This is a genomic window from Nonomuraea sp. NPDC047897 (assembly GCF_043204415.1).
In the GTDB taxonomy this organism is placed as follows: domain Bacteria; phylum Actinomycetota; class Actinomycetes; order Streptosporangiales; family Streptosporangiaceae; genus Nonomuraea.
The window spans coordinates 60821-87173 of record NZ_JBIDCC010000023.1; the positions used below are offsets into that span (position 1 = coordinate 60821).

Below are 26353 nucleotides of genomic sequence, written 5' to 3' on the forward strand. Positions count from 1 at the left end.
CGGAGGCAGCGTGATCCGTCGCCGCATCACCTGGCGAAACCGCAACACCTGACAATCCTCACCAGCCTGTGCCGCCCGCCGCCTTCGGGCGGGCGGCACGGGTCTCGGCCGTCCAGGTGCCCAGCCGGGGCCAGGCGCGGACGAGGGCGGCGCCGGCGGGGGCGACGGGCCCGCCGGTGACGGCCACCAGCGTGCCGACCTCGGTCCTGATCGCCCGCACGGGCACACTGCGCCGCACCAGCAGGCCCGCGTCGGTCAGCTTGGCCAGCACCTCCGCCTCGTCGGCGTCCTCGGCGGGCGCCGCGCAGCCCTCCGCCGGGGCGTCACCGGCCGGAGCCGGGAACGCGCCGTCCCCGTCCGGAAGGCAGCCGTCGAGCAGGCGGAGCAGGAGGACCGGCAGCCGTTCCCGCTGGCGGGGCGTCAGCGACTCGTACACCCGTTCGGCCAGCTCGCCGAGCGCCGGCGGGCCGGCCAGGCCGCCGGGCGGCACCAGCCTCGGTCCCGGAGCCGCGCCCGTCACCCCGCCGTCGTCCGTGTCCCGAGGGGCGGGCCGCAGGACGGCGACGACCGCCGCGCCGGACCTCTCAGACGCGGTCCCTTCCGCGCCGGACCCCGCCGGAGCGGCGTCCGGCTCGGCGTCTCGTCCGCCGCCCGGCCTCGGGTCGGGGACCGGGCGGAGGGCCGGGGCCGTAGGGTGCAGGGAGGCGAGGCCGGCCAGCAGGGCGTCGGCCGACGGCCGGTCGGCGGGGCGCTTGTCCAGAGCCCGGCCCACCAGCTCCCGCAGCCCCCCGGGCAACGCCTCCAGATCGGGGTCGACGGCCAGCAGCCGATGCATCACCCCACCCAGGCTCTCCCCGTGGAACGGATCGCGCCCGGTCGCCGCGAACAGCATCACCCCGCCCCAGGCGAACACGTCCGCCGCGGGCCCCGGCCGCTCCCCGGTGATCACCTCGGGAGCCAGGTAGGTGGGCGTGCCGAGCATCCCCGCGCCGCCCAGGCCCAGGTCGATCAGGGTGGGTCCGCCTGGGGAGAGCAGCACGCTCTCGGGGCGCAGGTCGCGGTGGGCGACGCCGATCGCGTGCAGCGTGCGCAACGCCGTGGCGACCGCGACGGCGAGCACGCCGAGCTCCGCGCCCTCGTACGGCCCGTGCCGCGCCACGGCCCGCCTCAGGTCGGGCCCCTCGACGAACTCGCTCACGATGTACGGCACCGTCCCGTCGACGCCCACGTCGACGACCCTGGCCAGGTGGCACGGCCGGACCCGGAGCACCGCGTCGGTCAGCTGCTGGGTGACCTCGCCCCGCGGCACCTTGACGGCGAACCTGCGTCCCTCGTCGTCGTAGGCGTCGTAGACGACCCCCCGCCCTCCGGCGCCGAGCCGTCCGGCCAGCCAGTAGCCGCCGAGGCTTCGCGGGTCACCGGGCACCAAGCACTTCGTCACTGCTGCTTAGATGCGGCCGAAGCGGGATTAGTTGCGCGGGGACGCCGCGGATGCGGACGGAAGAAGCCGCGGATGCGGACGGAAGAAGACGCCACAGGCCCCCCGCGCGCCTCGGAGGACCCGTGGTCATGATCATTATTGCAGGGCGGGGGACCCGGTGGGCCACTCCGTCCGCAGCACGGACATGGTGATCGAGTCGTACCGCCGGCCGTCCCACAGCAGCGCGTCGCGCAGCACGCCCTCCTGGACGAAGCCGACCTTCTTGTACACGTGGGCGGCCCGCTCGTTGAAGGAGTAGACGCCGAGGCTGACCCGGTGCAGCGGCGTCGCCGCGAACGCGTGGCCGAGCGTCAGCCGGATGGCCTCGGTGCCGTAGCCCCTGCCGAACACCCGCGGCCCCACCAGCGCGATGCGCAGGTTGCAGGCCAGGTTGTCGGCGTCGAGCTCGTTGAGCACGATCTCGCCGACATAGCCGCCGTCCGCCACGATCGCCAGGTCGAGCCGGTCGTCGTGCCCGCCCCTGGTGGCGTACCACTGCCGGGCGGCCTGCAGGTCGAACTCGCCGTGCGAGCCGGTCAGCCGCCGCACCTCCGGATCGGTGACCAGCGCGTAGAGGTCTTCGGCGTCTTCGGGACCGACCGGGCGCAGCGTCACGCGCTCGCCCCGGAGGGTGGGTTTCTCGGCGAACATCACCCCTGACTACCCTGCCGGTCCGGCGCGGGCAACCGGATTTCGCGCAGCACCGCCTCCGCCACCTCCTCGGGCGACATGACGCCGACGTCGCACGTCATGTCGGCCACCTCCCGGAAGTACGCGCCTCGGCGCGCCCGCATCTCGGCCGGGCCGAACGCGGGCCGGTGGTCGTCGGAGCGCATCCGCTCGGCCAGCACCTCGTCGGGCGCGTCCAGCCACACCACGAACGCCGCCCGCAACGCGGCCCGCACCCGGGGGTCCTCGACGGTGCTGGCCGCCGCGGTGACCACCTTCGGCGCGTCGTCGGCCAGCTCGACGAGCACGTGCTCGGCCTCCCTGGCGTGCAGCACGTCCGCCCCCTCACGGGCGGCGATCTGCGCGGCGGTGCCGCCGTACCGGTTGGCCAGGAACGGATCGCTGTCGCTGAGCGGCACGCCCAGGGCCTCGCTGATCAGGCGTCCCGCGCTCGTCTTGCCCGAGCCCATAAGACCGACCATCACTACTGGTTTGTTTTTTGCCATGTGGATAGAGGTTCCTCGTGTCAAGGAGGTAATCATGACCATCGCCGGAAGCATCATCCTCATCATGCTCGGCGCGATCCTCACGTGGGCCGTCGAGTTCGACCTCGCCGGCCTCGACATCAACGTCGTCGGCGTCATTCTCATGCTCGGCGGGTTGATCGGGCTCGCGTTCGGCATCTACCGGATCAGGGTCACCCGCAGAGCGGTCGGCCCGATCGACGAGCCGGTGCAGCGCCACGAGGTCTACGAGTCGCCCGAGGCCCGCCGGACGACCGTGTACGAGGAGCGCCGCCACTACAACGAGCCGCCGCTGTAGCGACCCCGGTCGCCGCCGCGACGCCACATCCAGGAAGAGGTGAACCGACATGCCGGCCAGGCAGGAGCTGCCGTCAACCCTTCGACGCTCGCCGAAGAAGGCGCAGGAGACGTGGATGAAGGCCCACGACTCCGCCGTCGAGACGTACGGCGAGGGCCGCCGCGCCCACATGACGGCTTTCGCGGCCCTGAAGCACTCCTTCGAGAAGGTGGGCGACCATTGGGAGCCCAAGTCGGAGAAGGGCCCGTCGGACAAGGGCGCCACGGACCGGTCCGGCAGGACCGACGAAGGCGTCGACGCGAACGCCGGCAAGGAGCACCTGCGGCACGTGGCCGCCGAGCTGGGCGTACGCGGCCGGTCGAAGATGACCAAGCAGGAGCTCGTCGACGCGATCAAGAAGGCCAACCGGCGGGCCACCGCGAAGGCTCGCGGCTGACCCGCTCGCCGAGATCGGCGGGCCCCTGACGAGGCCCGCCGTTCCCGTGCGCCGTCGACCCGGGCCTGCGCTCACAGGAGCCGCCTGACCGCCTCGACGATGGCCCGCCGGTCGATGCGGGCGTCCGCGAGCTGCTGCTGCGGCGTGGCCGACCCCGGCAGCCCCCGTACGGCCAGCTTCACCACCCGGGGTCCCAGCTCGCTGACGGCGTCCAGCACGGCGTCGCCCAACCCGCCCTCGGGCCGGTGGTCCTCGACCGTGATGAGGTTGCCCGTCGTGGTGGCCGCCGCCGTGAGCGCGGCGACGTCGACCGGTTTGACCGAGTACAGGTCGATCACGCCCACGGGCACGCCCCGCTCGGCCAGTTCGTCGGCCGCGGCCAGCGCCTCGTGCACCGTCACCCCGGCGGCCACGATCGTCGCCCGGTCGGTGGGGGAGTGGCGCAGCACCCGCGAGCCGCCCACGGGGAAGCGCTCGCCGGGCCGGTAGATGACGGGCGTGTCGCCCCGCGTCGTGCGCAGGTAGGACACGCCGGGCACGTCGGCCATCTCGGCGGTCAGGGCCGCCGCCTGGTTCGCGTCGCACGGGTAGAGCACGATGCTCTCGTGGACCGGCCGCATCATGGCCAGGTCCTCCAGCCCCATCTGGGAGGGGCCGTCCTCGCCGATGGCCACGCCGGCGTGCGAGCCGACCAGCCGGATCGACGCCCTGCTCACCGCGGCCATCCGGATGAAGTCGTGCGCCCTGGTGAGGAACGCCGCGAACGTCGCCGCGTACGGCACCCAGCCGCGCACCTGCATGCCGACGGCGGCGGCCACGAGCTGCTGCTCGGCGATGTACATCTCGAAGAACCGCTCGGGGAACGCCTTGGCGAACTCCTCGATCTTGGTGGAGTCGGCCACCTCGCCGTCCAGCGCCACCACGTCGCCGCGGGCCGCCCCGAGCGCCGCCAGGGCCTCGCCGAACGCGGTGCGCGTCGCCACCCGCGTGCCGACGTCGTACTCGGGCAGCGTCAGTGGCCCGTCCTCGAACCGGTGCGGCGCGACCCCTGTCTCCGGCGGATGCACCCGCAGCGTGACGTGCCGGGGTCCGCCGAGCTCCCCGACGGCCGTTTCCGGGTCGCGCAGCGCCTTGCCGTGGGCGCCCTCGCGGTTCTCCACCTCCAGCACGCCCTCGCCCTTGCGGGTCTTGGCCAGGATCACGGTGGGCCGTCTGCGCGTGTTGCGCGCGTCGCCGAACGCGAAGTCGATCTGGCCCGGGTCGTGGCCGTCGATCTCGATCGTGCGCCAGCCGAACGCGCCGAACCTGCGCGCGTACGCGCCGGTGTCCCAGCCGTGCCGGGTGGGCCCCCGCTGGCCGAGCCGGTTCACGTCCACGATCAGCGTCAGGTTGGCCAGGCCCTCGTCCCCGGCGTGCTCGGCGGCCTCCCACACCGACCCCTCGGCCAGCTCGCCGTCACCGCACAGCACCCACACCCGGTACGGCAGGCGCTCCAGCCGTCCCGCCATCGCCATCCCCACGCCGACGGGCAGACCCTGTCCGAGCGACCCGGTCGCCACGTCCACCCACGGCAGCCGGGGCGTCGGGTGGCCCTCCAGCCGGCTGCCGCGCTTCCTGAAGGACAGCAGCTCCTCCTCGTCGATCGCGCCCGCGGCCTTGAACAGCGCGTACAGCAGCGGCGAGGCGTGTCCCTTGGAGAAGATCAGGTGGTCGTTGGCGGGGTCGTCCGGCCGGTCGAAGTCGTAGCGCAGGTGACAGGCGAACAGCACGGCCATCAGGTCGGCGGCGGACAACGACGACGTGGGGTGACCGGAGCCTGCCGCGGCCGAGCCGCGCACGGAGTCCACGCGGAGCTGGGCGGCGAGTTCGGTCAGAAAATGCAGATCGCGTTCGGGCATGTGGGCCTCCTCCTGGTCCCCCGCCGCCTACCCCTTTCTCGCCCGGATAACGCGATGGTCAACTCTCTGGCTGACTTGTGGTCAAGGGAGAAGTCGAAGGGCCGTCAGCCGCGGCGCCGGAGCGCCGCCAGCGCGATCCACGCCGCGCCCGCCGCGGCCATGGACAGCACGACCGGCCGCCGGTGCTGCGAGAGCCACAGCTGCGGGCTGCGCCCGTGCGAGCGGTGGTCGAAGCTGCCGCGCGCCCCGTAGTCGGTGGCCTCGTCGGCCGGCTTCCACAGATTGGCCACACCGCTCGGCGCCTGTTCGGTCGTCTGCTGCGAGTCCACGCCGGTACGCGCCAGGTAGCGGTCGAGCAGGGCCGGCGCGATGCGCTGGGCGAGCAGCGTGGCGGCCGTGGTGACGCCGACCCAGTACTCCTTGCGTTCGGGGTGCTCGGCCGCGTACACGATGCCGCGGGCGGCCACCTCCGGCTGGTAGATGGGCGGCACCGGCTGCGGATGCCGGCCCAGCTTCGACAGCACCCAGTCGAACTGCGGGGTGTTGACGGCGGGGAGCTGCACCAGCGTGATGTCGATGCCGCTCCGGTCGGCCAGCAACTCCGTCCGCACCGACTCGGTGAAACCCTTCACGGCGTGCTTGGCGCCGCAGTACGCCGACTGCAGCGGGATGCCGCGCTGCGACAGCGCCGAGCCGACCTGCACGATCGTGCCCCGGCCGCGGGGGCGCATCAGGTCGAGGGCCACCCGGGTACCCCAGACGTAGCCGAGGTAGGTGACGGCGGTGGTCCGCTCGTACTCCTCCGGCGTGATGTCGGTGAACCGGGCGAACACCGACGAGAAGGCCACGTTGATCCACACGTCGATGGGGCCGAGCTCGTTTTCGACCCGTTCGGCCGCCTGCCGTACCTCTTCGTAGTCGGCGACGTCCGCCTCGTAGACCTGGCCCACCCCGCCGGCGGCGCCCACGTCGACGGCGGCCGCGCCCAGCCCGGTCGTGCCGCGCGCGAGCAGCGCCACCTTGGCGCCCTTGGCGCCCAGCTCACGCACCACGGCCCGCCCCACGCCGCCGCTCGCGCCGGTCACGACGACCACTCTGCCGCGCAGGTCGTGCGACCGCTCGGGGGACTCGCTCACGGAGGGGGACTCCGTGAGCACATCGGTTCGCTGCGGGGGCATGGTCATCCCGCCTCTCCTACGTTGCGGTTCTTCTGACGGCGTACGGCCAGCACGATGTCCACCACCGTGATCACGGCCACCACGATCGCGATGCCGGTCAGCACCGGCGCGGAGGCGATCAGCCCCAGCGCGGCCACCGCGAACGCGAAGACGAGGATGAAGGATCCGGCCCTGATGTGCACGACGTCACGCGGCGTCGCGGGCACCATCGGCTTGCCCGACTCCGAGCGCCTTTCTTCGAATGGGTTGTTATCAGACATGGAGCGTCACCTGCCCCTGCCGTTTGCCGCCTAACGCTCGGGGTAGCCGGGGTCGCGTGCCTGAGCTGCATCCCAGTGACCAGAAGGAGCCGGGTATCCTCCGGCGGCGGCGGGGGCGCGGTTTCGGCTACCAGCACGCGGACGGCCGCCCCGTCACCCCCGAGGAGCGGGCGCGGATCCGGGCGCTGGCCATCCCGCCGGCCTGGACCGACGTGTGGATCTGCGCCTCGCCCGACGGGCACCTGCAGGCCGTCGGGACCGACGCGGCAGGCCGCAGGCAGTACCGCTACCACGACCTGTGGCGCGCCCAGCAGGACCGCCTCAAGTTCGACCGGGTGCTGGAGCTGGCCGAGCGGCTGCCGGCCTTCCGCAAGGCGGTCGACCAGGGGCTGGCCGGCAGGGGGCTGACCAGGGAGCGGGTGCTCGCCGCGGCGGCCCGGCTGCTGGACATCGGCTTCTTCCGGGTCGGCGGGGAGAGCTACGACTCCTACGGCCTGGCGACGCTGCGGATGGAGCACGTGACGTGCTCACGCAGCACGATCACCTGCTCGTACCGCGCCAAGGGGGACATCCCGCGCGAGGTGGTGGTGGCCGACCCGGCGGCGTGCGCGGTCGTCAGGTCGCTGAAAGGTTCGGGGTGCGAGGGCGAGCTGCTGCGCTACCGGCACGCCGGCGGCTGGACGGACGTGCGCAGCGACGACATCAACGCCTACCTGCGCGAGACGATCGGCGACGACTTCACCGCCAAGGACTTCCGCACCTGGCACGCGACCGTGCTCGCCGCCGTCGGCCTGGCGGTGTCCACCCCGGCCGCGCGGGTCGGGTCCACCGCGCGCAAGCGGGCGGTCGCCCGGGTGATGCGCGAGGTGTCGGAGTACCTCGGCAACACGCCCACGGTGGCTCGCGAGTCGTACGTGGACCCGCGCGTGGTGGAGGCGTACGGGAAGGGCAGGACGATCGCGCCGGTGCTGACCGAGCTGGGAGCCGACGCCGACTTCGGCGGGCTGGCCACCCACGGAGCCGTGGAACGCGCGGTCGTGGACCTGATACGCGCCGTTTGAGGGAGACCTCCCCGGGCATGCGGCGTCTGGAGAAGGAGGAAGCGATGGAAGCTCCGCAGTACGTCGCGGCCCGGATCCAGCAGGCGCTGGCGGAGGACGCGCGCACCCACGAGCTCGGCATCCATGTCGATGTGCGAGGCGACCAGCTGTTCCTGCGCGGCCAGGTGAGCGGCAACGAACAGCGCGAACGGCTGGGCCAGGTGGCGCACGAGACCGCGCCGAGTCTGAGGATGCACAACGAGATCAAGGTCGTCGTCGTCAGCGAGCCCGGAGAGGATGAGCACCTTGACTAACGTGCGCATAGCGGCCGTGGGCGACATTCACCTGGGCGAGGACGTCCGCGGCGAGTACCGCAAGAGACTGGAGGGCATCGAGGAGCGCGCCGACGTGCTGATGCTGGCGGGTGACCTGACCCGGCACGGCACGCTGGAGGAGGGCAAGCTCGTGGCCGACGAGCTGCGCGACCTGCCGGTGACCACCGTCGCCGTGCTCGGCAATCACGACTATCACTCCGACCAGCAGGACGCGATCGCGGGCGAGCTGCGCGACGCCGGGGTGATCGTGCTGGACGACGACGGGGTCGTCATCGAGTGCGGCGAAACGAAGCTGGGGGTCGTCGGCGGCAAGGGCTTCGGCGGCGGGTTCGCCGGCAAGTGCGCCAGCGAGTTCGGCGAGCGGGAGATCAAGGACTTCGTCGCGCACACCCGCTCCATCGCCGAGGCGTGGAAGCTTGCGCTGAAGGAGATGCAGGCCGACCGCCGGGTGGTGCTGTCGCACTATTCCCCCGTCAAGGAGACCCTGCACGGCGAGCCGCTGGAGATCTACCCCTTCCTCGGCTCGTACCTGCTGGCCGAGGCCGTCGACACCGCGGGCGCCGAGCTGATCCTGCACGGCCACGCGCACAAGGGCAGCGAGAAGGGGCTCACGCCCGGCGGGATCCGCGTGCGCAACGTGGCGCTGCCCGTGCTCGGCAAGGCCTACGCGGTCTACTGCCTGGACTGAGGCTGCCTGGGCTGGGCTGCCTGAGCTGAGGCCCGCCGCCTGGACCGGCGAGCGGAAAAGACGAGAACGGCCGCTCCCTTTCGGGGAGCGGCCGTTTCAGTGGACGGTCGGCGACAAAGAAGCCCATCACATTTCGCGTTCCCCAGTGCATAACCGGCGCGACGGAAAGGCGCTTCGCACGCCGCTATACATTGAAGATGCTGACGCCGCCCGGACCCACGAGGAAACCGAGGACGATCAGGACGATCCCCCACAGGATGTCGCGACGGGCCAGGATGACGTAGATCCCGGCGATGACGAGAACGACTGCGATGATCCAAAGCAAAGTAGCCATGACCCGCTACTGCCCGGGGCCGAAGGCATTTAACATGCTTTCCGGGCGACCTGCATGTTTTGCCTGGTGCCTGCCACCGGGAAGTTGACGCCCGTGACATTCGTCCGGCTGTTTCTCTCCCGCGCGGAGCACGCCCCACGGCCGTCACCCGCCCTCGTCAGGTGGCCTTCCGCATGAGCCTGGCGTAGGCCAGTTGCAGCCAGTCGGAGGCGGCCACCGCGGTCATCGTGGCCCCGGCCAGCCGGGTCAGGCGCGGCGCGAACACCATGCCCGCCGCGTACGCGGTGGCCGTCCACTGCGCCAGGCAGAACGGGCAGGAGACCAGCTCGCCCACCGAGTTGCGCGGCTCCTCCTTCAGCTCCGCCGGCCCGCTCACCCCCTCGTACCGGGTGAACGGCGCCCGGAGCGGGCTCGTCACCGGGTCCTTGGCCAGCAGCCGCGACACCTTGTGGGTGCACGCCGCCATCAGCGCCAGGTCCAGCAGCTCGATGCGGTCGGGGGCGCGCCGCCCGGTCAGCGCGGCCGCGCCCACCGCCGCCGCCACCGCTCCGCCGTACACGGTCAGGATGCGCAGGTAGCCGCGGATCGGCCGGTCGTGCCCGCCCGCGTACTCCTGCTCGGTCCTCTCCAGGAAATCGGTCATAGGGGCTGGCGCTACCCCCGCCCCGGGCCGCTACGCGCGCGCGCAGAACGCGAAGTCCTCCGCAGCGATCCACAACGCCTATTCGGTACGCCTGCGGGTAGCCCCGTCTCATGAGCAGCCATAGTCATGCGGTCACCGATGCCATTCTCGACACATTGAAACGTGCCAGTTCGGGGTTGAAGGACGCCGGTGTGAAGTTCGCGCTGGCGGGTGGGTGCGCGGCCTACGCCCGGGGAGCGGCGCCGTCGTTGCACGACGTCGACTTCGTCATCACCGAGCACGACGTGCCGGCCGCGCTGGAGGCGTTGCGGTCGATCGGCTTCGAGACGGCCAAGCCTCCCGAGGACTGGCTGGTCAAAGCGTTCGACGAGGGCCGGCTGGTTGACCTGATCTTCCGGGTGTCCGACCGGCCGATCACGCACGAACTGCTCGACCGGGCCGAGCCGATGAAGGCCTCGGCCGTGATCGTGCCCGTGCTGGAGGCGACCGACCTGGTCATCTCGTGGTTGCTGCCGCTGTCGGAGCACGCCTGCGACTACGGCTCCCTGCTGCCGCAGGTGCGGGCGCTGCGCGAGCAGGTCAACTGGTCGCGGGTCGCCGCCGTGACGGCGGACTCGCCGTACGCCGCCACCTTCCTCACCCTGCTGGAACGTCTGGGCGTGCTCGAAGCGCCCGTCAAGCCCGAGGGCGAGCCCGCCTGGCCGTGACAGGAAAGGAAAGGCCGCACTCCGTTAGAGTGGGCGGCGTGCCGCGCTTTCTGATCTGCTCCCCGCCGCCCGCCCCGTAGCGGGCGGCTTCTCTCACGCACTCCGGGTCTGACCGATCCGGGGGTGGTCGCTGCCCGCGCACCGGGCCCTCGTACGACCACTCCCATCGGAGAGATCTTTCATGACCCCTGTTTCCGCGCGGCGGGGCGCGTTCTACGTGTCCGTGGCCGCGGCCGCCTGGGGCACCGGCGGCACCGCCGGTCTGCTGCTGTTCCAGTCGGGCGGCCTCGGCCCCGTCGGCGTCTCGCTGTGGCGCTACCTCCTCGGCGCCGCCTTCCTGCTCGTCCTGCTCCGCCTCACCGGCGGGCTGCCCGGCCTGGTCGGCAGGCTCGGCCCGCGGGTGCTCGCCGTGGGCCTCGGGATGGCCGTCTACCAGGCCGCCTACTTCGCCGCCATCGCCCGGTCCGGGGTGGCCGTGGCGACCGTGGTGACGATGGGCGCCGCCCCCGTGCTCACCGCGCTGGGCAGCCGCTTCCTGCTCGGCGAGCGGCTGGGGCGGTCCGGCCTGCTCGCCATGGGCGCGGCGCTGGCCGGGCTGCTCCTGCTCACCTGGGGAGACCTCGGCTCCGGGGCGCGGGCCGGGCAGTGGGCCGGCATCGGGTTCGCGCTGCTGTCGGCAGCCGGGTACGCCGCCGTCACGCTCCACTCCCGCCGCCACCACGACGACCCGCAGGGCACGGCCGTGGGCGGGTTCGCCGTCGCGGCGGCCTGCCTGGCGCCGTTCGCCGCGGCCGGCGGGGCGCTGCCCGAGGTCACCCTGTCCTCGGTGGCGCTGCTGCTCTACCTGGGGGCGGTGCCCACGGCGCTCGCCTACGGGCTGTACTTCCGCGCGCTCACCACGCTCAGCGCGGCCACCGTGTCGGTCATCTCGCTCGGCGAGGCCGCCGGCGCCGCGGTGCTCGGCGTGCTGCTGTTCGGCGAACGGCTGACGCTGCCCGCCTGGGCGGGGTGCGCGCTGCTGGTCGCCGCGGTGGTGGTGCTCACCGTCCGGCCGGGCGACGGCTGACGGTCCGGGGAGCGGGGCGGCGGCGCCGGAAGGTCGCATGAGCCCGTACGGGCCACCGCATGGGTTAGGGTCCGGTACGGCGACGCATGCCGTACCGTCGCTCCGCTCCCGCGGACCGAGCAGTGCCGACCAGCGGCGGGGCACGCGGGGAACGGTGCCGGCAGAGCGCGCGTTGGAGGGACTGTGGCATCGATAACCGGAATCCTCAGAAACCTCCTGGACCGTCCAGGAGGGTCGAACCTGAGCCCGTACCAGAAGATCGTCAAGGCGGCCGGCGAGCTGGCCGGCGAGGTCGGGAAGCTCGGCGAGCTGCCCCGGCCGGCGATGGACGATCTGGCCCGCTTCTGCGCCGTCGCGCGCGAGGCGGCCGACCGGACGCTCGGGCTGAGGCCCTACGACGTGCAGCTCCTCGGCACGCTCGCCCTCCTCGACGGCAAGATCGCCGAGATGGCCACCGGCGAGGGCAAGACGCTGGCCGGCGCGATGGCGGCGGCGGGCCACGCCCTGCAGGGCAGGCGGGTGCACGTCATGTCCGTCAACGACTACCTGGCCCGGCGCGACGCGGAGTGGATGGCGCCGTTCTACGCGGCGATGGGCGTCACGGTCGGCTGGGTCGGGCAGAGCTCCACGTTCGAGGAGCGGCGCGAGGCGTACGCCAGGGACGTCACCTACGGAGCGGTCAGCGAGATCGGCTTCGACGTGCTGCGTGACCGGCTGCGCACCGACGCGGGCCGGATCATCGTCCCCGAGCCCGAGGTGGCGCTGGTCGACGAGGCCGACTCCGTGCTGGTGGACGAGGCCCGGGTGCCGCTGGTGATGGCCGGCGCGTCCGACGCGGGCGACGCGGTGCCGGAGATGGCCGCCATGGTCAGGCAGCTCGTCCGCGGCTACCACTACGAGATCGACGACCAGGCGCGCAACGTCTACCTGACCCCCAAGGGCGCCGACACCGTCGAGAACCTGCTCGGCGTCGACCTCTACGACGAGAACGAGCCGGGCACGCTCATCGAGCTCAACCTCGCACTGCACGCCCACGCCCTGCTCGCCCGCGACGTCGACTACATCGTGCGCGACGGCAAGGTGCAGCTCATCAACGCCTCCCGCGGCCGGGTCGCGCTGCTGCAACGCTGGCCCAACGGCCTGCAGGCGGCGGTGGAGGCCAAGGAGGCCCTCGCCCCCAGCGAGAAGGGCGAGATCCTCGACTCCATCTCCGTGCAGGGCCTCGTCCGCCGCTACCCCCGCATCTGCGGCATGACCGGCACGGCCGTGGCGGTCAGCGAGCAGCTCGGCGAGTTCTACGGGTTGAAGGTCGCGGTCATCCCGTCCAACCGGCCGTGCGTCAGGACCGACGAGCCGGACCGGATCTACCCGACGGTGCCCGACAAGGTCGCGGCGCTGGTCGAGGAGATCCAGGCGGTGCACGCCACCGGCCGGCCCATCCTCATCGGCACCCTCGACGTGGCCGAGTCGGAGAACCTCGCCATGCTCCTGCAGCGGCGCGGCCTCGAACCCGTCGTGCTCAACGCCAAGAACGACGCCGAGGAGGCCGCGATCATCGCCCGCGCGGGCGAGCGCGACGCCGTCACCGTCTCCACCCAGATGGCCGGGCGCGGCACCGACATCCGCCTCGGCGAGGGCGTCGCCGAGCTGGGCGGCCTGTATGTGATCGGCTCCGGCCGGCACGCCAGCAGCCGCCTGGACGACCAGTTGCGCGGCCGGGCGGGCCGGCAGGGCGATCCGGGCGGGTCGGTGTTCTTCGTCAGCATGGACGACGACCTCATCACCCAGTTCGTCCCCGACGAGCGGCCGCCGGCCGCCGACGCCGACGGCCTCGTGCGCCACCGCCGCGGCGCCTACCTGGTCGGCCACGCCCAGCGCGTCGCCGAAGGCGTCAACCTGCAGATCCACCGCAACACCTGGCGGTACACCCGTCTGCTGGAGCAGCAGCGGGAGCTGATCCTGGAGTGGCGCGACAAGGTCCTGCACGGCGACGCCGCCGCGCGGGCGCTGGCCGAGGGCGACCCGGAGCGCTGGGCGGAGCTGCCCGAGGACACCCGCGAGGAGACCGCCCGGCAGATCGTGCTGCACGCGATCGACCGGTGCTGGACCGAGCACCTGGCCTTCCTCACCGACCTGCGCGAGGGCATCCACCTGCGGGCGCTGGGCCGGATGAGCCCGATCGACGAGTTCCACCGGGAGGCCGTGGCCGAGTACAAGGCCATGCTCGCCGAGGTGGAGCGCCGCTCGCTGGAGGCGTTCGAGGCCCCCGAGCCCGACCTCGCCCGGCCCACGGCCACCTGGACCTACATGGTGCAGGACAACCCGTTCGGCACGGAGTGGGACCGGATCATCAAGCGGATGGGTTCGCGCCGCACCTGACCGGCCGTACCTGACAGAAGATGGCAGGTACGGCTGGGAGGCTGGTCGCATGACGACGAAAGCGAAGCTCCTCGCCATCTCCCTCGACTGCGCGGACCCCAGGAAGCTGGCCGAGTTCTACCACCGGGTCCTCGGCATGGACATCCAGCACGCCGAGGACGAGTACGCCGCCGTGGGCGACGGCACCCTGTCCATCTACTTCGGCCGCGTCCCCGGACGCAAGCCCGCCGCGTGGCCGGGCGACGACAAGCAGTTCCACTTCGACCTGCTCGTGCCGGACGTGGAGAAGGCGGTCGAGGAGTACGTCGCGCTCGGCGCCACCCGGCCCGACTTCCAGCCCGGGGTGACCGACGAGGGCGTGAGGTGGATCGTGCTCCAGGATCCGGACGGCCATCTCTTCTGCGTCTGCCCGGCCCGGTCCTAGGGGCTTCCCAGGGGGGCGTTCAGCCTAAAGGATGATTCTCCGGCCGCGTCCGCCCCTTAGGCTGGAGCAATGCTCCTGGACGGATCCCTACCCCTGCGTGGTCGCCCATGACCTGGGTCGGCATGCTCATCGCCCTGGTCGGCGCGTTGGGATACGCGCTCGGGGCGGCGTTGCAACAGTACGAGGCCGTGGCGGAGGGCGCCTCGCTCAAGCTGGTGAAGCGCCCCCGCTGGTGGGTCGGCGGAGTGATCGCCTTCACCGGCGCCTGCCTGCACGCCGTCGCGCTGAGCATGGCCCCCCTGGTCGCGGTGCAGCCGATCAGCGTGGCCACGCTGGTGTTCGCGGTGCCGCTGGCGGCGTTCATGTTCGGCCGCCGGCCGTACCGGGCGGAGATCCTGGGGTCGATCGCCGTGGCCGTGGGGCTGCTCTGGCTCATGCTGCTGGTGCCCGCCCACCACGTGACACCGCGCCTGAGCGACGGCGCCGCGCTCGGCTTCATCGGGGTGATCGGCGTCATCGTGCTGGTCGCGCAGCTCCTCGCCAACCGGATGCACGGGCCGGGCCGGGCGCTGCTGCTCGCGGTGAGCGCCGGCGCCGTCACGGCGAGCGTGTCCACGTTCGTCCGCGTGGTGGGCGGCGGGCTGGAGGGCGACTTCGGGCGGCTGCTGCACTGGTTCACGCTCGCCGTGCCGGTGCTGCTGGTCTGCGCCGTGGTGCTGCTGCAGCACTCCTACGCGGTCGGCTACTTCGGCATCGCGTACGCCGGGGTGCAGGTCGTCGACCCGATCACCTCCGTGCTGGCCGGCGCCATCCTGCTCGGCGAGCCGCTGCCGACCAGCCCGTCCACGGCCGTCCCCGCGCTGCTCGCCGGGGCGCTCACCATCGCCGGCACGATCACGCTGGGGCGGCTGGCTCCCGACCATTCCCGGCCGAAGCCGGTGGACGCCACCCCAGCACCTCGTTCATTGAGCGCAGCATCAGATCGGGTCTGAGCCGCGAGGCCAGCGCCATGCCCGTGTCACGCAGCCGCACCGCCACGGGGTTGCGCAGCTGTGTCGCCCGGCAGATCGACATCGCGCTGCGGGTGATGGCCGCCGTCCGGTCCCGCCGCGCCGCCGTGTAGGCGGCCGGCCCTCCGCCCTCGCCCACGTGGTGCGCGAGCACGACCGCGTCCTCGATGGCCTGGCAGGCGCCCTGGCCGAGGTTCGGCGTCATCGGGTGGGCGGCGTCGCCGAGCAGCGCCACCCGGCCCCGGTGGAAGGCGGGCAGCGGGGTGGCGAAAGAGAAGACGTCGTTGCGCAGGATCCGCTCCGGCCCGGCCGCGCGCAGCAGCTCCGGGATCGGCTCGTGCCACTCCCCGAACCTGCGCAGCAGCTCCGCACGCTCGTCGGTGTGCGTCGCGCCGGCGGGGGAGAGGTCCGTGGCGTAGAAGTAGACGAGGTCGCCGGCGAGCAGGTGGGTGCCGAACACCAGCCCGCGCCCCCAGGTCTCCGTGCTGGTCACCGGGATGTCCGGACGAGGCACGAGCCCGCGCCAGGCCGTCACGCCGGAGTAGACGGGGCCGGGGTGGTCGGGGAAGAGCGCGCGCCGCGTCGCCGAGTGGATCCCGTCGGCGGCCACGACCAGGTCGGCCCGCAGCTCACTCACCCCGGCGCCCCCACCCGCCGGACGTCCGACAGCAGCGCCCGCCGGACCGCCGTTCGCGCGGTCGGCGGGGGAGACGCGCACGGTGCCGGTGTCCGGATCGACCCCGGTCACCTCGACGCCCAGCCGCAGCCGTTCCTCGCCCAGAGCCTCGGCGAGCAGGCCGATGAGCGTGGCGCGCAGCAGGAGGACCATCGAGTCGCCGTAGATCTCGCGCGCCCGGTCCTCCGTGGTGGACACCAGCCATCGGCCGTCCGGCCGGCGGATCCCCACCTCGCCCCGCACCTGCGACAGCTCGCGCACCCGGTCGCCGAGCCCGAGCGTGTCGAGCGCCCGCAGCGCGTTCGCCGCGATGACGAACCCCGACCCGACGTTCTCCAGTTGCCGGGCGCGTTCGAGCACCGTCACGTCCCAGCCCTGGCGGCGTAGCGCGACGCCCGCCGCGAGTCCGCCCACCCCGCCACCGATCACCACTGCTTCCGGCACGTCCCGATCTCCTCTGCACTACGCCTGTAGTTCGCCTTACGGTACTACGCCCGTAGTTCGGGGGCACTATGGGTGTAGTCGAACGCGTAGGATCGGTGCCCGTGAAGCGTTCAGACACGGTCGCTGAGGCGGCGATCACGCTGCTGGCCGAGCGGGGGATGCGCGGGCTGACGCACCGGGCGGTGGACGAGGCCGCCGGCCTGCCGCCCGGGTCCACCTCCAACCTGGCCCGCACGCGCGCGGCCCTCCTCGAACTCACCCTGGCCCGCCTGACCGCCCTGGAGGAACACGCCCTGGCCCCCGCCATCACCGGCGGCCCGCCCTCCCGCGAGGAACTGCCCGACGTGCTGGCCGAGGCGGTGCACGTCCAGATCGGCGATCGACGGCGCACCCTGGCCCGTTACGAGCTGGCACTGGAGGCGACCCGGCGACCCGAGCTGCGCGCGATCTACGACCGGGCCGGCCGCCGCTTCCGCGACCCCGCCGTCGCCCTCCTCGCCGCCGTCGGTTCCCGCGACCCGGTACGGCACGCACGCCAGGTGGTGGCGTTCGGCGAGGGCATGCTGTTCGACGCGATCGCCGGGGCCGGCACCGCGCCCTCCCGGGCCGAACTCCGGCAGGCCATGCGCGAACTGCTGTCCGGCATGCTCGACCCCTCGCCCGCGCCCCACCCGTGAGGGGATGCCGCCCCGCGCAACCGCCTCCCGGCCTAACGGCTCAGGCGGGCCCGGTGCTCGGGCCACTCCTCTTCGAGGATGCCGAAACAGACGGTGTCGCGCCAGGTGCCGTCGGGCCGCCTGCGGTGCCGCCGCAGCGTGCCCTCGTGCACGCCGCCGATGCGGCGGATCGCGCTCTGCGAGCGGGTGTTGAGCACGTCGGTCTTGAGCAGCACCCGGTTGTAACCGAGCTTGTCGAAGGCGTGGTCGAGGAGCAGCAGCTTGCAGGAGGTGTTCACGGCCGTGCGCCAGACCGACCGGCCGTACCAGGTCCAGCCGATCTCGATGCTCTCGGCGAAGCCGGGCACGTCGGCGTAGGTGGTCCAGCCGACGGCCTTGCCGCTCTCCTGGACGACGACCGCGAACGGCACGTGCCCGTCGTCGGCCACCAGCCCCGCCGCGATCTCCGTCAGCTCCGCCTCGGTGCGCGGTGTCGCGGTGGGCATCCAGCGCCACACCTCGTCGTCCCCGCCTCCGGCGGCGAACAGGTCGGGGACGTGGGACGCGGTCAGGGGTTCGAGCCGTACGACGTCGTTCTCGAGCACCACGGGCGTGGGGAGCTTCGCGGTCATGGCGGCCACTCTAGGCAGCGACGGGAGGGCGCGCGGATGGCCACACGGCCGATTTTGCCGGCGACCACCTGTGGACCTCATACCGGCCGGTCGGTAGGCTCGCCTGCATGGACTTCGCCTTCGACACCGTCACCGAGGACCTGCGCGAGCGGCTGCTGCGCTTCATGGACGAATGCGTCCTGCCGGCCGAAGCCGCCTTCGCCGAGCAGGCGGCCGCCGGCGGGTGGAGCGCGCCGCCGCTGCTGGCCGACCTGAAGGACGAGGCGCGCAAACGCGGCCTGTGGAACCTGTTCCTGCCGGGAGAGCACGGGGCCGGGCTGACCAACCTCCAGTACGCGCCGCTGGCGGAGATCATGGGCCGCAGCCCCCACCTCGCGCCCGTGGCCACCAACTGCGCCGCGCCCGACACGGGCAACATGGAGGTGCTCTCCATGTTCGGCAGCGAGTGGCAGCGCAAGGAGTGGCTGCAACCGCTGCTCGACGGGCGGATCCGCTCGGCGTTCGCGATGACCGAGCCCGACGTGGCCTCCTCCGACGCCACCAACATCGCCACCTCGATCGTCCGCGACGGCGACGAGTACGTCATCAACGGCCGCAAGTGGTTCATCTCCGGCGCGATGAACCCCGAGTGCAAGATCTTCATCGTCATGGGCAAGACCGACCCGGAGGCGCCCTCGCACCGCCAGCAGAGCATGGTGCTGGTCCCCCGCGACACGCCCGGCATGCACATCAGGCGCGGCATGCACGTGTTCGGCTACAGCGACGCCGACCACGGCGGCCACGCCGAGATCCTCTTCGAGGACGTACGGGTGCCGGTCGACAACCTGATCGGCGAGGAGGGCGGCGGCTTCGCCATCGCCCAGGCCCGGCTCGGCCCCGGCCGCATCCACCACTGCATGCGCCTGATCGGCATGGCGGAGCGCGCGGTCGAGCTGATGTGCCGCCGGGCGCTCGACCGGACCACGTTCGGCAAGCCCATCGCGCAGCAGGGCGTCGTCCAGGACTGGATCGCCGAGTCACGCATCCGGATCGAGCAGCTACGCCTGCTCGTCCTCAAGACGGCCTGGCTCATGGACACCGTCGGCAACCAGGGCGCGCACACCGAGATCCAGGCCATCAAGATCTCCACCCCGATCACGGTGGAGTGGATCCTCGACAAGGCCATCCAGGTGCACGGGGCGGGCGGCGTCTCCCAGGACTTCCCGCTGGCCGGGCTGTGGGCGGGCGCGCGCTCGCTGCGCCTGGCCGACGGGCCGGACGAGGTGCACAAGCGGTCGCTCGCCTACCGCGAGCTGAAGAAGTACAGGTGAGAGAGGCGGACGCGGTGCGCGCACAGGCGGAGCACGAGGAGCTGGTGAGGGAGCGCGTCGCGGCCCTCCTCGACCGGCACGATCCCGGCGGTGACCGGCTGGAGTGGCTGCGGGCCCGGTTCGACGCCGGGCTGGCGTGGGTGTGGTTCCCCGAAGGGCTCGGCGGGCTCGGGCTGCCCCGCGAGCTGCAGCAGGCGGTCGAACACGAGCTGGCCCACACCCCGCAGCTCGACACCGGCGTGCAGGGCATCGGCCTCGGCATGGCCGCCCCGACGATCCTGACGTTCGGCACCGAGGAGCAGAAACGCCGCTTCCTGCGGCCGCTGTGGACCGGCGAGGAGATCTGGTGCCAGCTCTTCAGCGAGCCCGGCGCCGGCTCCGACCTGGCCACCCTCGCGACGAGGGCCGTCCGCGACGGCGACGAGTGGGTGGTGGACGGGCAGAAGGTGTGGACGTCGGGCGCCCACCACAGCCGCTGGGCGATCCTCGTCGCCCGCACCGACCCGGCCGTGCCCAAGCACCGCGGCATGACCTACTTCGTCTGCGACATGCACGCGCCCGGCGTGGACGTGCGGCCGCTGCGGCAGATCACCGGCGAGGCCGAGTTCAACGAGGTCTTCCTCACCGGTGTGCGGCTCCCCGACGAGCTGCGGCTCGGCGAGGTCGGCGACGGCTGGCGCGTCGCGTAGACCACGCTGATGAACGAGCGCGTCGCGATCGGCGGCGCACCCGTGCGGCAGGGCGGCGGCATGGCCGGCGCCGTGCTCGACACCTGGCGCGCGCACCCCGAGCTGCGCACCCACGACCTGCACCAGCGGCTGCTGGCGCTGTGGGTGGAGGCCGAGGTGACCCGCCTGTCCGGCGCGCGGTTGCGCGAGCAGCTCGCCGCGGGCCAGCCCGGGCCCGAGGGCTCGGGCATGAAGCTGTCGTTCGCCAGGCTGAACCAGGCGCTGTCGGGCCTCGACGTCGAGCTGCGCCGCGACCTCGGCTACGACGACTGGACCTTCCGCCGCTCCGACACGGTCGACTTCTACGGCCGCGGCCCCGGCTACCGCTACCTGAGGGCCAAGGGCAACTCCATCGAGGGCGGCACCTCCGAGATCCTGCGCAACATCATCGCCGAGCGGGTGCTCGGCCTGCCCGCCGAGCCCCGTGCCGACAAGGACGTGCCCTGGAAGGACCTGCCTCGATGACGCTGCTGTACTCGGAGGTCGAGGAGGAGCTGCGCTCCGCCGTGCGCGGCCTGCTCGCCGACCGCTGCCCGCCCGCCGCGGTGCTGCGCCGGGCCGAGTCCGACCCCCACGACCCGGCCCTGTGGAAGACGCTGGCGGGCGAGATCGGGGTGGCCGGGCTGCTCGTCCCGCAGGAGTACGGCGGAGCCGGCGCGTCGGCGAGCGAGGCCGCGGTCGTGCTGGAGGAGCTGGGCCGGGGGGTGGCGCCGGTGCCGTTCCTCACCAGCGCGGTGCTGGCCACGCGGGCGCTGCTGGACGTGTGCGACGACACGGGCGAACCGCGCGCCGGGCTGGTCGGCGAGCTGCTCGGGCGGCTCGCCGAGGGCCGGGCCACGGCCGCGCTCGCCGTGTCGCTGACCGCCTCGCCGTACCAGCCGGGGCGCGGCTCGTCGGTCACCGCCCGTGCGGGGCGGCTGTCCGGGACCGTGTCCGGGGTGGCGGGGGCAGCGGTGGCCGACGTGCTCCTCGTGCCGGCCGGCGGGGAGCTCCACACCGTGGACCCGGCAGCGGTCCGGATCGAGGCGGTGCCGTCGTTCGACCTGACCCGGCCGGTCGCCACCGTGACGTTCGCCGACGTACCCGCCACCCGCCTGGGCGCCGTGGACCTGGCCGCAGTGCTGCGGTTCGGGGCCGGGCTGCTGGCCTCCGAGCAGGTCGGGGTGGCCGAGTGGTGCCTCGACGCCACGCTCGCCCACGTCAGGGAGCGCCGCCAGTTCGCCCGCCCGATCGGCTCCTTCCAGGCGGTCAAGCACCGGCTGGCGGACCTGTGGCTCGACGTGGTCCGGGCCAGGGCCGCCGCCAGGGCGGCCGCCGCCGACGGGTCGGCGCTGACCGTCGCCGTCGCCCAGGCGTGGAACAGCGGCGTGGCCGTGCTCGCGGCCGAGGAGGCGGTGCAACTGCACGGCGGGATCGGGATGACCTGGGAACACCCGCTGCACCTGTTCCTCAAGCGGGCCAAGGCCGCCGAGATCGCGCTGGGCACGCCGGGCGACCACCGCGCGGCGGTGGCCTCACTCGCGGACGTCCCCGGGCCGGAGTGAGGCGAGCAGCAGGTCGGCGAAGTGGCGGCCCACCTGGGCGCCGGTCAGCGGCCCGTCCGCGTGGAACCACGTGCCCAGGTGGTGCACCGAGCCGAAGAAGAAGTCCACCACCAGCTCGGCCGGCACCCGGTCGCTGAAGACGCCCTCCCGCTGCCCCTCGGCCACCAGCTCGCGGAAACGCTCGTGGTAGCGGCGCCGCTCGGCCCGCACGCTCTTCTGGGTCTCGGGCGCCAGCAGGTGCATCGACCGGAAGAAGATCTTGGAATCGTCGAGGTTGGCCGTGGTGGTCTCGACCACGTCGGCCGCCGCCGCGTGCACCCGCTCGGCCAGCGTGCCGGGGCCGTCGGCGATCCGGGTCAGCCGGTCCGTCTGCATGCGCAGCACGCGCGCGTAGATCTCGGCCAGCAGGTCGTCCTTGGAGGTGAAATAGTGGTACATGGCGCCCTTGGTGACGCCCGCCGCCACCACGATCTCCTGCACCGACGTGCCCTCGAAGCCCCGGTCGGCGAACAACCGCGTCGCCGCGGCCAGCAACCTCCCGCGCACCGGCTCTTCCTTCACGCCTGCTTCCCCCCTCGGTCAACCGCACCAAGCGTACCGACTGGTCGGATGATCGGTTGTACGGGTGGGTGCTATTTCCGTCACCTTAGGGTGCCCTTCCTTCGTATGGGGTATTAATAGATGCGGCGAGGGATCTTCGGCGTGGCAGATCCTGGTTGGTCACCTCACACTGATTCGGGGAGTTTGCCGTGCCCGGTGGCTCTATCTACGTGCAGCAGGACGCCAAGTTCGCAGGGTCGTCCCCCCAGTGGTGGTACGAGAAGTTCTGGCGCGAGGACACCAAGAACCGCCAGAAGTCCAGGGCGGCCAAGGCCGTCGCCGGCGTCGTCGCCGGCATCGGGCTGTCGATCAGGTTCGACCTCCAGCCGCTCGCCCTGTGGGCCCTCGCGGCCGGCGTGCTCGTGGCCGCCGCCGACTGGTGGTGGTGCTGGCGGACGTACAACGCCACCGCCGTCTGGCGCGGCAAGCGGCGCGGTGAGGTCATCACCGGCCGCCTGCTGCGGCGTTCGCTCGGCCGGCGCGGCTACCGCGTCCTCGACGGCCGCGCGATCCGGGGCCAGGCCTCCATCGATCACCTGGTCATCGGCCCGGGCGGCGTCTGGATCATCGACAACGAGTCGTGGAGCCCCGACATCGAGATCGCCGCGTACGGCGGGCGGCTGTTCTTCGGCGAGAAGTACGGCTCGAAGGACGTCAAACCGCTCGTCGACACCGCCTCGGCCTTCGCCGAGCTGCTGACCCGCGAGACCGGGATCGAGGTCACGATCACGCCCGTCCTGGCCGTCCACTGCGGCTCGCTGCCGCGCGGCGGCTCGGTCACCGCCGAGGGGATCACCCTGGCCAGGCCGCGCGTGGTGGCCAGGCACATCAAGGCGGTGCCGGACGTCGTCCTCGACGCCGAGCAGATCGAGGTCCTGGCTCGCACGGCGGCCCGCGAGCTGCAACGCGTCTGACCGGAGCGCGCCGTCGGCGTCGCACGGGAGCCACGGCACATCTCCTACCCGCCGCGGGCCCCTTCGGCTTCCCCGCCCCGGCCCGATGGCGGGGCGGGCTCTCCGGTGAGGTGCTCCAGGGTGCCGGTCAGGTCGAGCAGGCGGTCCAGAGCGGCCCCGCGGTGGTCCAGGCGCAGCCGGACGCCCGCCTCGGAGGCCCGGCGGCGGATCACCAGCAGGGCCGCCAGCCCGCTGGAGTCGCACAGCCCCAGACCGGCGCAGTCCAGACGCAGCTCACGCAGGCCACGGGTGTCCTGGACGGAGCTCCCCAAGGTGTCCGGGACGGCGGTGCCCGGCACGGCGGCGTCCGGATTGTCCCGGACGGCGGTGCCCGGGACGGCGGCGTCCGGATTGTCCGGGGCGGCGGTGGACAGGACGGCGTCGGCCGCCGCCAGGAGCTCGGCCGCGGTGGCGTGGTCGAGATCGCCGTGCATGCCGATGCCCACGGCATGCGGGCCGAAGGCCGTCGTGGTGAGCGTCAGCGGGTCCGCCACGCCGGCTCCCCGGACTCGGGCTCCTCGCCCCGCAGGGCCGCGCGGGCGTGCGCCAGCATCCCGGTGGCGCGGGGGAAGTCGGTGAGCCGGCCGGCGAGCAGGTCGAGCGCCGGCAGCAGCGTTTGGGGCGGCACCCCGCGGGCCGCCAGGATGCCCGCCGTCCAGGCCAGGAAGCCGCTGAACAGCTCGGGGTCGTCCAGGTAGAGGGCGGTCCCCAGGAAGTCGACGACGTGCGCCACGTCCTCCGCGGTGTGCCGGCGCTGCCGGACGGTGTAGGAGGCCATCTCGGGGATGCGCTGCTCCAGCCCGGCCATGACGTGCCTGACCAGCCGCGGGCCCGACTCGGCGACGAAGGTGTACTCCTGGTCGTCCAGGTGCGGCAGGTCGTCGAGCGTCTGCCGGCCGAGCGCCGGGCGCGGCGGCGGGCCGGCCGCCAGCAGATCGGCCGCCGTACGGGCGTCGGGAGCCCACGCGTCGGCGCCGAGCAGGCGGGCGTAGCGGCCGTCCGGCCCGAAGGCGGCGCCGCCGACCAGCACCGGCGTGCCGGTCGCCTGGCACGCGGTGATAGCCGCGTGCGCGCTCGGCAGCCGGGTGGCGATCGAGCTCGACAGCGCCACCGCGTCGGGGGCGGTGCGGTGCAGGTGCGCGATCAGGTGCGGGGTGGGCACCTGCGCGCCGAGATGGTCCACCCGCCAGCCGCGCAGGCGCAGCACCTCGGTGAGGATGCGCGCGGGGAAGGCATGCCACTCGCCGTCGATGCAGGCCACCGTGATCCGGCCGCGCCCGGCCGCCGACGCGCCCGTCCGCGCCGCCTCACGGGTGATCGGATGGTGGGCCAGGGCGGCGAGCACCCGTTCGTTGACGGCGGTGGCGGTGTGCTCCTGCGCCACCGTGATCCGGTTGGCGGCCCACTCGCGACCCACCCGCGTCTGGACCCCGGCGAGCACCTCCATGAGCAGGCTCTCCATGCCGACGCCCGCGTCGAGGGCCGCCAGCGCGACGTCCACGGCCGCGTACTCGTCCCCGGCCACCGCCGCGTCCCACAGCCGGTCGGTCCACCTGGCGAGCCCGTCGTGCGGCGCGGTCATCGGGCCGGGCTCCCTTCGCCGGGCGGACGGGGTTCGAGGGGGGCGGTGATGGCGACGACGGCCATGTCGTCCTGGGCGCCGCCGCCCGCCCACTCGCAGGCGAGCATCTGGACGCGTTCGGCGATCGCCTCGGGCGGCATGCCCGCGCACTGTTCGAGCTCCTCCAGCAACTGCTGCTCGCCGAACAGCTCGTCGCCCAGCGGGCCGCCCCGCGCCTCGGTGATGCCGTCGGTGAACAGCAGGCACGTGTCGCCCGGGTCGAGCGTCACGGTGTCCGTGGTGCTGGTGACGTCGTCCAGCATCCCGATGAGGGTGCCCTTGGTGCGGGCCTCCTCCACCCGGCCGCCGGCCCGGACGATCACGGGAGGAGCGTGCCCGGCGCTGGTCAGCCGCAGTCGCACCTGCGGCCCGTCCCGCCGGACGGACGCCAGCACGAGGGTGACGAACGTGTTCCGGCCGCCGGTCAGCAGCACGTGGTTGAGCATGGCCAGCAGGCGCTGGTGGTCGTCGGCCATGGGCAGGAGCGCGTGCAGCGTGTCGCGGATCTTGCCGGTGAGCACGGCGGCCTCCAGGCCCTTGCCGCACACGTCGCCCAGCACCACCAGCGACTCCCGGCCGGGCCCGGCCGCGGGGTGCAGGTCGTAGAAGTCGCCGCCGACCAGCTCGGTGGCTCCGGACGGGCGGTAGCGGGCGGCCAGCTCCACACCGTCCAGCCGGGGCGTCCGCGGCGGCAGCAGTTCGCGCATCAGCACCTCGGTGATGGAGGCCTGCTCGGCGTACAGGCGGGCTGCCGACATGGCGGCGCCGGCCCGCGCGGCGAACAGCCGCGTGAACACCTCCTCGCCGGTCGAGAAGCCGGCGTGCGCGGCCCGCCTCAGCAGCACCAGCGCGCCGGCCGGAACGCCGTGGCCCGGCAGCGGCGTCACGACCACGGAGCCCAGCTCGCCGAGCCCCTCACGGGCCAGCCAGGAAGGGGCGGCGGCGGGGTCGATCCAGCGCGAGGGCATCGGCGGGAAGCCCCGCAGCGCCTCCTCCAGGCCGGGCACCTGCCGGGGATCGACGGCGAGGTGCTCGCGGACCACCCGGCCGTCGGGACCGCAGTAGGCGACCGGGTGCCGGTGGCCGGTCTCGGGGAGGATGACCAGGGCGGCGTCGGCCAGGTGCCGGGCGGCCAGCCGGGCGGTCACCTCCATGCAGCGGTCGAGGTTCAGCGACGAGAGCAGCTCGTTGGAGGCCTCGGCGAGGAAGGCGGTGCGCCGGCGTTCGACCCGCAGCGCCTCGGACACGCGTTCGCGCTCCGTGACGTCCATCAGCCACCACAGCACCCCGTTGGCGTCGGCGGTCGGATGTGCCTCGAAGACGCCTTCGCCCACGGGCCCGCGCGCCGGCCCGGCGAGGTCCGGAGGGGTGGTGCTGAGCTCCGGAGGGGTCGCGGTGCGGGCCGCCGCCGGCTCGGCGAGGTCTGGGACGCTCGTGGGGAGGCCGGGTGCGTCGGTGGCAGGGCCGGGTGCGGCGGTGGGGAAGCCGGGTGTGGCGGTGGTGGGGTAGGGTGCGGCGGTGGGGAGGACCGGCGCGGCGGTGGCGAGCCGGTGCGCCAGCGCCAGCCAGGCTGGTGCGGCGTCGGCCAGCGGCACGCCGGGCACGGCGCCGGCCAGCAGGGAGCGCGCGGCGTCGTTGGCCAGGAGGATGATCCCCGCGGCATCGACCAGGAGCACTGGGCAGGGAGCGGTGAGCCACGCTGACGTGGCCGCACTGGGGCCGAGATCTCTCGTTGCACCCGTCACAACACGAGCCCGCGGCGGGGCCCTGCCTCCTCAATGTCATGTCGCCCATATGTGGACGATTGCCTCACTGTAGTT

The 26353-nt window shown here is 73.1% G+C and carries 28 protein-coding genes and 1 pseudogene; 15 read left to right on the forward strand and 14 right to left on the reverse strand.

What is annotated here, in order from left to right; genetic code table 11:
- Positions 1 to 58: 58 nt before the first annotated feature.
- From ACGF0J_RS35620 to ACGF0J_RS35630, 3 genes are all read right to left on the reverse strand, one after another.
- A complete protein-coding gene (locus ACGF0J_RS35620) occupies positions 59 to 1441 on the reverse strand; it encodes a serine/threonine protein kinase (RefSeq protein ID WP_393153263.1) in 1383 nt (460 codons plus the stop codon).
- Between the two features lie 135 nt (positions 1442 to 1576).
- Positions 1577 to 2131 (reverse strand): GNAT family N-acetyltransferase, encoded by a 555-nt coding sequence (locus ACGF0J_RS35625; protein WP_393153265.1) that lies wholly within the window; start codon positions 2129 to 2131, stop codon positions 1577 to 1579.
- A complete protein-coding gene (locus tag ACGF0J_RS35630; protein WP_393153329.1) occupies positions 2131 to 2631 on the reverse strand; it encodes a shikimate kinase in 501 nt (166 codons plus the stop codon). The genes ACGF0J_RS35625 and ACGF0J_RS35630 overlap by 1 nt, the downstream gene beginning before the upstream one ends.
- A 58-nt stretch (positions 2632 to 2689) precedes the next feature.
- Here ACGF0J_RS35630 and ACGF0J_RS35635 point away from each other — a divergent pair, with 58 nt between their 5' ends.
- Together ACGF0J_RS35635 and ACGF0J_RS35640 are read left to right on the forward strand one after the other, a co-directional pair.
- Entirely contained in the window at positions 2690 to 2971 is a 282-nt protein-coding gene (locus ACGF0J_RS35635; protein WP_393153267.1) for a hypothetical protein, read from the forward strand.
- Between the two features lie 49 nt (positions 2972 to 3020).
- Positions 3021 to 3407 (forward strand): ChaB family protein, encoded by a 387-nt coding sequence (locus ACGF0J_RS35640; RefSeq protein ID WP_393153269.1) that lies wholly within the window; start codon positions 3021 to 3023, stop codon positions 3405 to 3407.
- A 71-nt stretch (positions 3408 to 3478) separates the two neighbouring features.
- On the opposite strand, the gene ACGF0J_RS35645 is transcribed toward ACGF0J_RS35640, so the two are convergent.
- From ACGF0J_RS35645 to ACGF0J_RS35655, 3 genes are all read right to left on the reverse strand, one after another.
- Positions 3479 to 5305 carry a transketolase gene (locus ACGF0J_RS35645; RefSeq protein ID WP_393153271.1) on the reverse strand — a complete coding sequence of 609 codons (1827 nt, stop codon included), beginning with the start codon at positions 5303 to 5305 and terminating at the stop codon, positions 3479 to 3481.
- A gap of 104 nt (positions 5306 to 5409) precedes the next feature.
- Complete coding sequence (locus ACGF0J_RS35650) at positions 5410 to 6441, reverse strand: SDR family oxidoreductase (protein WP_393153273.1); 1032 nt, start codon at positions 6439 to 6441, stop codon at positions 5410 to 5412.
- A 44-nt stretch (positions 6442 to 6485) separates the two neighbouring features.
- Complete coding sequence (locus ACGF0J_RS35655; protein WP_393153275.1) at positions 6486 to 6743, reverse strand: hypothetical protein; 258 nt, start codon at positions 6741 to 6743, stop codon at positions 6486 to 6488.
- A gap of 56 nt (positions 6744 to 6799) precedes the next feature.
- On the opposite strand from ACGF0J_RS35655, the gene ACGF0J_RS35660 reads away from it, so the two are divergent.
- From ACGF0J_RS35660 to ACGF0J_RS35670, 3 genes are read left to right on the forward strand one after another with little or no spacing between them, the layout of a single operon-like run.
- On the forward strand, positions 6800 to 7804 hold the full coding sequence (locus ACGF0J_RS35660) for a DNA topoisomerase IB (RefSeq protein WP_393153277.1): 1005 nt from the start codon (positions 6800 to 6802) through the stop codon (positions 7802 to 7804).
- Between the two features lie 44 nt (positions 7805 to 7848).
- Positions 7849 to 8097 (forward strand): BON domain-containing protein, encoded by a 249-nt coding sequence (locus ACGF0J_RS35665; protein ID WP_393153279.1) that lies wholly within the window; start codon positions 7849 to 7851, stop codon positions 8095 to 8097.
- Position 8098: 1 nt separating this feature from the next.
- Positions 8099 to 8806 (forward strand): metallophosphoesterase, encoded by a 708-nt coding sequence (locus tag ACGF0J_RS35670; protein WP_393153281.1) that lies wholly within the window; start codon positions 8099 to 8101, stop codon positions 8804 to 8806.
- A 184-nt stretch (positions 8807 to 8990) separates the two neighbouring features.
- On the opposite strand, the gene ACGF0J_RS35675 is transcribed toward ACGF0J_RS35670, so the two are convergent.
- Positions 8991 to 9140 carry a GPGG-motif small membrane protein gene (locus tag ACGF0J_RS35675; protein WP_169807523.1) on the reverse strand — a complete coding sequence of 50 codons (150 nt, stop codon included), beginning with the start codon at positions 9138 to 9140 and terminating at the stop codon, positions 8991 to 8993.
- A 157-nt stretch (positions 9141 to 9297) separates the two neighbouring features.
- The gene (locus tag ACGF0J_RS35680; RefSeq protein WP_393153283.1) at positions 9298 to 9783 is read right to left on the reverse strand and encodes a DUF1360 domain-containing protein; all 486 of its coding nucleotides are present in this window, start codon (positions 9781 to 9783) and stop codon (positions 9298 to 9300) included.
- Between the two features lie 110 nt (positions 9784 to 9893).
- On the opposite strand from ACGF0J_RS35680, the gene ACGF0J_RS35685 reads away from it, so the two are divergent.
- The 5 genes from ACGF0J_RS35685 to ACGF0J_RS35705 all read left to right on the forward strand — a co-directional run bounded on the left by ACGF0J_RS35685 (position 9894) and on the right by ACGF0J_RS35705 (position 15351).
- On the forward strand, positions 9894 to 10490 hold the full coding sequence (locus tag ACGF0J_RS35685) for a nucleotidyltransferase (RefSeq protein ID WP_393153285.1): 597 nt from the start codon (positions 9894 to 9896) through the stop codon (positions 10488 to 10490).
- A gap of 181 nt (positions 10491 to 10671) precedes the next feature.
- Entirely contained in the window at positions 10672 to 11556 is an 885-nt protein-coding gene (locus ACGF0J_RS35690; RefSeq protein ID WP_393153287.1) for a DMT family transporter, read from the forward strand.
- Between the two features lie 183 nt (positions 11557 to 11739).
- Complete coding sequence (gene secA2, locus ACGF0J_RS35695) at positions 11740 to 13935, forward strand: accessory Sec system translocase SecA2 (RefSeq protein ID WP_393153289.1); 2196 nt, start codon at positions 11740 to 11742, stop codon at positions 13933 to 13935.
- A gap of 49 nt (positions 13936 to 13984) precedes the next feature.
- Positions 13985 to 14359, forward strand: a complete 375-nt coding sequence (locus tag ACGF0J_RS35700) for a VOC family protein (RefSeq protein WP_393153291.1) — start codon at positions 13985 to 13987, stop codon at positions 14357 to 14359.
- A 107-nt stretch (positions 14360 to 14466) separates the two neighbouring features.
- Positions 14467 to 15351: a DMT family transporter gene (locus ACGF0J_RS35705; protein WP_393153293.1), complete on the forward strand. Its 885-nt coding sequence runs from the start codon at positions 14467 to 14469 to the stop codon at positions 15349 to 15351.
- Here the strand turns inward: ACGF0J_RS35705 and ACGF0J_RS35710 are convergent.
- Positions 15254 to 16489, reverse strand: coding sequence for an FAD-dependent monooxygenase (locus ACGF0J_RS35710; protein ID WP_393153295.1), 1236 nt, complete (start codon positions 16487 to 16489; stop codon positions 15254 to 15256). The genes ACGF0J_RS35705 and ACGF0J_RS35710 overlap by 98 nt on opposite strands.
- A gap of 101 nt (positions 16490 to 16590) precedes the next feature.
- Here ACGF0J_RS35710 and ACGF0J_RS35715 point away from each other — a divergent pair, with 101 nt between their 5' ends.
- Positions 16591 to 17166, forward strand: coding sequence for a TetR/AcrR family transcriptional regulator (locus tag ACGF0J_RS35715; protein ID WP_393153297.1), 576 nt, complete (start codon positions 16591 to 16593; stop codon positions 17164 to 17166).
- Positions 17167 to 17198: 32 nt separating this feature from the next.
- Here ACGF0J_RS35715 and ACGF0J_RS35720 read toward each other — a convergent pair whose 3' ends face one another.
- Positions 17199 to 17777 carry a GNAT family N-acetyltransferase gene (locus ACGF0J_RS35720; protein WP_393153299.1) on the reverse strand — a complete coding sequence of 193 codons (579 nt, stop codon included), beginning with the start codon at positions 17775 to 17777 and terminating at the stop codon, positions 17199 to 17201.
- Positions 17778 to 17884: 107 nt separating this feature from the next.
- On the opposite strand from ACGF0J_RS35720, the gene ACGF0J_RS35725 reads away from it, so the two are divergent.
- The 3 genes and pseudogenes from ACGF0J_RS35725 to ACGF0J_RS35735 all read left to right on the forward strand — a co-directional run bounded on the left by ACGF0J_RS35725 (position 17885) and on the right by ACGF0J_RS35735 (position 21359).
- Positions 17885 to 19087, forward strand: a complete 1203-nt coding sequence (locus tag ACGF0J_RS35725; RefSeq protein ID WP_393153301.1) for an acyl-CoA dehydrogenase family protein — start codon at positions 17885 to 17887, stop codon at positions 19085 to 19087.
- Positions 19088 to 19101: 14 nt separating this feature from the next.
- Positions 19102 to 20280 (forward strand): annotated as a pseudogene (locus ACGF0J_RS35730) (acyl-CoA dehydrogenase family protein).
- Positions 20277 to 21359, forward strand: a complete 1083-nt coding sequence (locus tag ACGF0J_RS35735) for an acyl-CoA dehydrogenase family protein (RefSeq protein ID WP_393153303.1) — start codon at positions 20277 to 20279, stop codon at positions 21357 to 21359. The pseudogene ACGF0J_RS35730 and the gene ACGF0J_RS35735 overlap by 4 nt, the downstream one beginning before the upstream one ends.
- On the opposite strand, the gene ACGF0J_RS35740 is transcribed toward ACGF0J_RS35735, so the two are convergent.
- Positions 21330 to 21920 (reverse strand): TetR/AcrR family transcriptional regulator, encoded by a 591-nt coding sequence (locus ACGF0J_RS35740; protein WP_393153305.1) that lies wholly within the window; start codon positions 21918 to 21920, stop codon positions 21330 to 21332. The two genes, ACGF0J_RS35735 and ACGF0J_RS35740, sit on opposite strands and share 30 nt — an antisense overlap.
- A gap of 188 nt (positions 21921 to 22108) precedes the next feature.
- Between ACGF0J_RS35740 and ACGF0J_RS35745 the strand changes: the two genes are divergently transcribed.
- Positions 22109 to 22873, forward strand: coding sequence for a nuclease-related domain-containing protein (locus ACGF0J_RS35745; RefSeq protein ID WP_393153307.1), 765 nt, complete (start codon positions 22109 to 22111; stop codon positions 22871 to 22873).
- Positions 22874 to 22917: 44 nt separating this feature from the next.
- Here the strand turns inward: ACGF0J_RS35745 and ACGF0J_RS35750 are convergent, their stop codons facing one another.
- From ACGF0J_RS35750 to ACGF0J_RS35760, 3 genes are read right to left on the reverse strand one after another with little or no spacing between them, the layout of a single operon-like run.
- Entirely contained in the window at positions 22918 to 23406 is a 489-nt protein-coding gene (locus tag ACGF0J_RS35750) for an STAS domain-containing protein (protein WP_393153309.1), read from the reverse strand.
- On the reverse strand, positions 23391 to 24494 hold the full coding sequence (locus ACGF0J_RS35755; RefSeq protein WP_393153311.1) for a B12-binding domain-containing protein: 1104 nt from the start codon (positions 24492 to 24494) through the stop codon (positions 23391 to 23393). Before ACGF0J_RS35755 ends, ACGF0J_RS35750 begins: the two co-directional genes overlap by 16 nt.
- Complete coding sequence (locus tag ACGF0J_RS35760) at positions 24491 to 26209, reverse strand: SpoIIE family protein phosphatase (protein ID WP_393153313.1); 1719 nt, start codon at positions 26207 to 26209, stop codon at positions 24491 to 24493. Before ACGF0J_RS35760 ends, ACGF0J_RS35755 begins: the two co-directional genes overlap by 4 nt.
- Positions 26210 to 26353 lie beyond the last annotated feature (144 nt).

Coding starts and splice junctions, on each gene's coding strand:
- ACGF0J_RS35625 (WP_393153265.1), bottom strand. CDS start 2,131: ATGTTCGCCGAGAAACCCACCCTCCGGGGCGAGCGCGTGACGCTGCGC.
- ACGF0J_RS35630 (WP_393153329.1), bottom strand. CDS start 2,631: ATGGTCGGTCTTATGGGCTCGGGCAAGACGAGCGCGGGACGCCTGATC.
- ACGF0J_RS35635 (WP_393153267.1), top strand. CDS start 2,690: ATGACCATCGCCGGAAGCATCATCCTCATCATGCTCGGCGCGATCCTC.
- ACGF0J_RS35640 (WP_393153269.1), top strand. CDS start 3,021: ATGCCGGCCAGGCAGGAGCTGCCGTCAACCCTTCGACGCTCGCCGAAG.
- ACGF0J_RS35645 (WP_393153271.1), bottom strand. CDS start 5,305: ATGCCCGAACGCGATCTGCATTTTCTGACCGAACTCGCCGCCCAGCTC.
- ACGF0J_RS35655 (WP_393153275.1), bottom strand. CDS start 6,743: ATGTCTGATAACAACCCATTCGAAGAAAGGCGCTCGGAGTCGGGCAAG.
- ACGF0J_RS35665 (WP_393153279.1), top strand. CDS start 7,849: ATGGAAGCTCCGCAGTACGTCGCGGCCCGGATCCAGCAGGCGCTGGCG.
- ACGF0J_RS35675 (WP_169807523.1), bottom strand. CDS start 9,140: ATGGCTACTTTGCTTTGGATCATCGCAGTCGTTCTCGTCATCGCCGGG.
- ACGF0J_RS35680 (WP_393153283.1), bottom strand. CDS start 9,783: ATGACCGATTTCCTGGAGAGGACCGAGCAGGAGTACGCGGGCGGGCAC.
- ACGF0J_RS35685 (WP_393153285.1), top strand. CDS start 9,894: ATGAGCAGCCATAGTCATGCGGTCACCGATGCCATTCTCGACACATTG.
- ACGF0J_RS35690 (WP_393153287.1), top strand. CDS start 10,672: ATGACCCCTGTTTCCGCGCGGCGGGGCGCGTTCTACGTGTCCGTGGCC.
- ACGF0J_RS35700 (WP_393153291.1), top strand. CDS start 13,985: ATGACGACGAAAGCGAAGCTCCTCGCCATCTCCCTCGACTGCGCGGAC.
- ACGF0J_RS35705 (WP_393153293.1), top strand. CDS start 14,467: ATGACCTGGGTCGGCATGCTCATCGCCCTGGTCGGCGCGTTGGGATAC.
- ACGF0J_RS35720 (WP_393153299.1), bottom strand. CDS start 17,777: ATGACCGCGAAGCTCCCCACGCCCGTGGTGCTCGAGAACGACGTCGTA.
- ACGF0J_RS35725 (WP_393153301.1), top strand. CDS start 17,885: ATGGACTTCGCCTTCGACACCGTCACCGAGGACCTGCGCGAGCGGCTG.
- ACGF0J_RS35735 (WP_393153303.1), top strand. CDS start 20,277: ATGACGCTGCTGTACTCGGAGGTCGAGGAGGAGCTGCGCTCCGCCGTG.
- ACGF0J_RS35755 (WP_393153311.1), bottom strand. CDS start 24,494: ATGACCGCGCCGCACGACGGGCTCGCCAGGTGGACCGACCGGCTGTGG.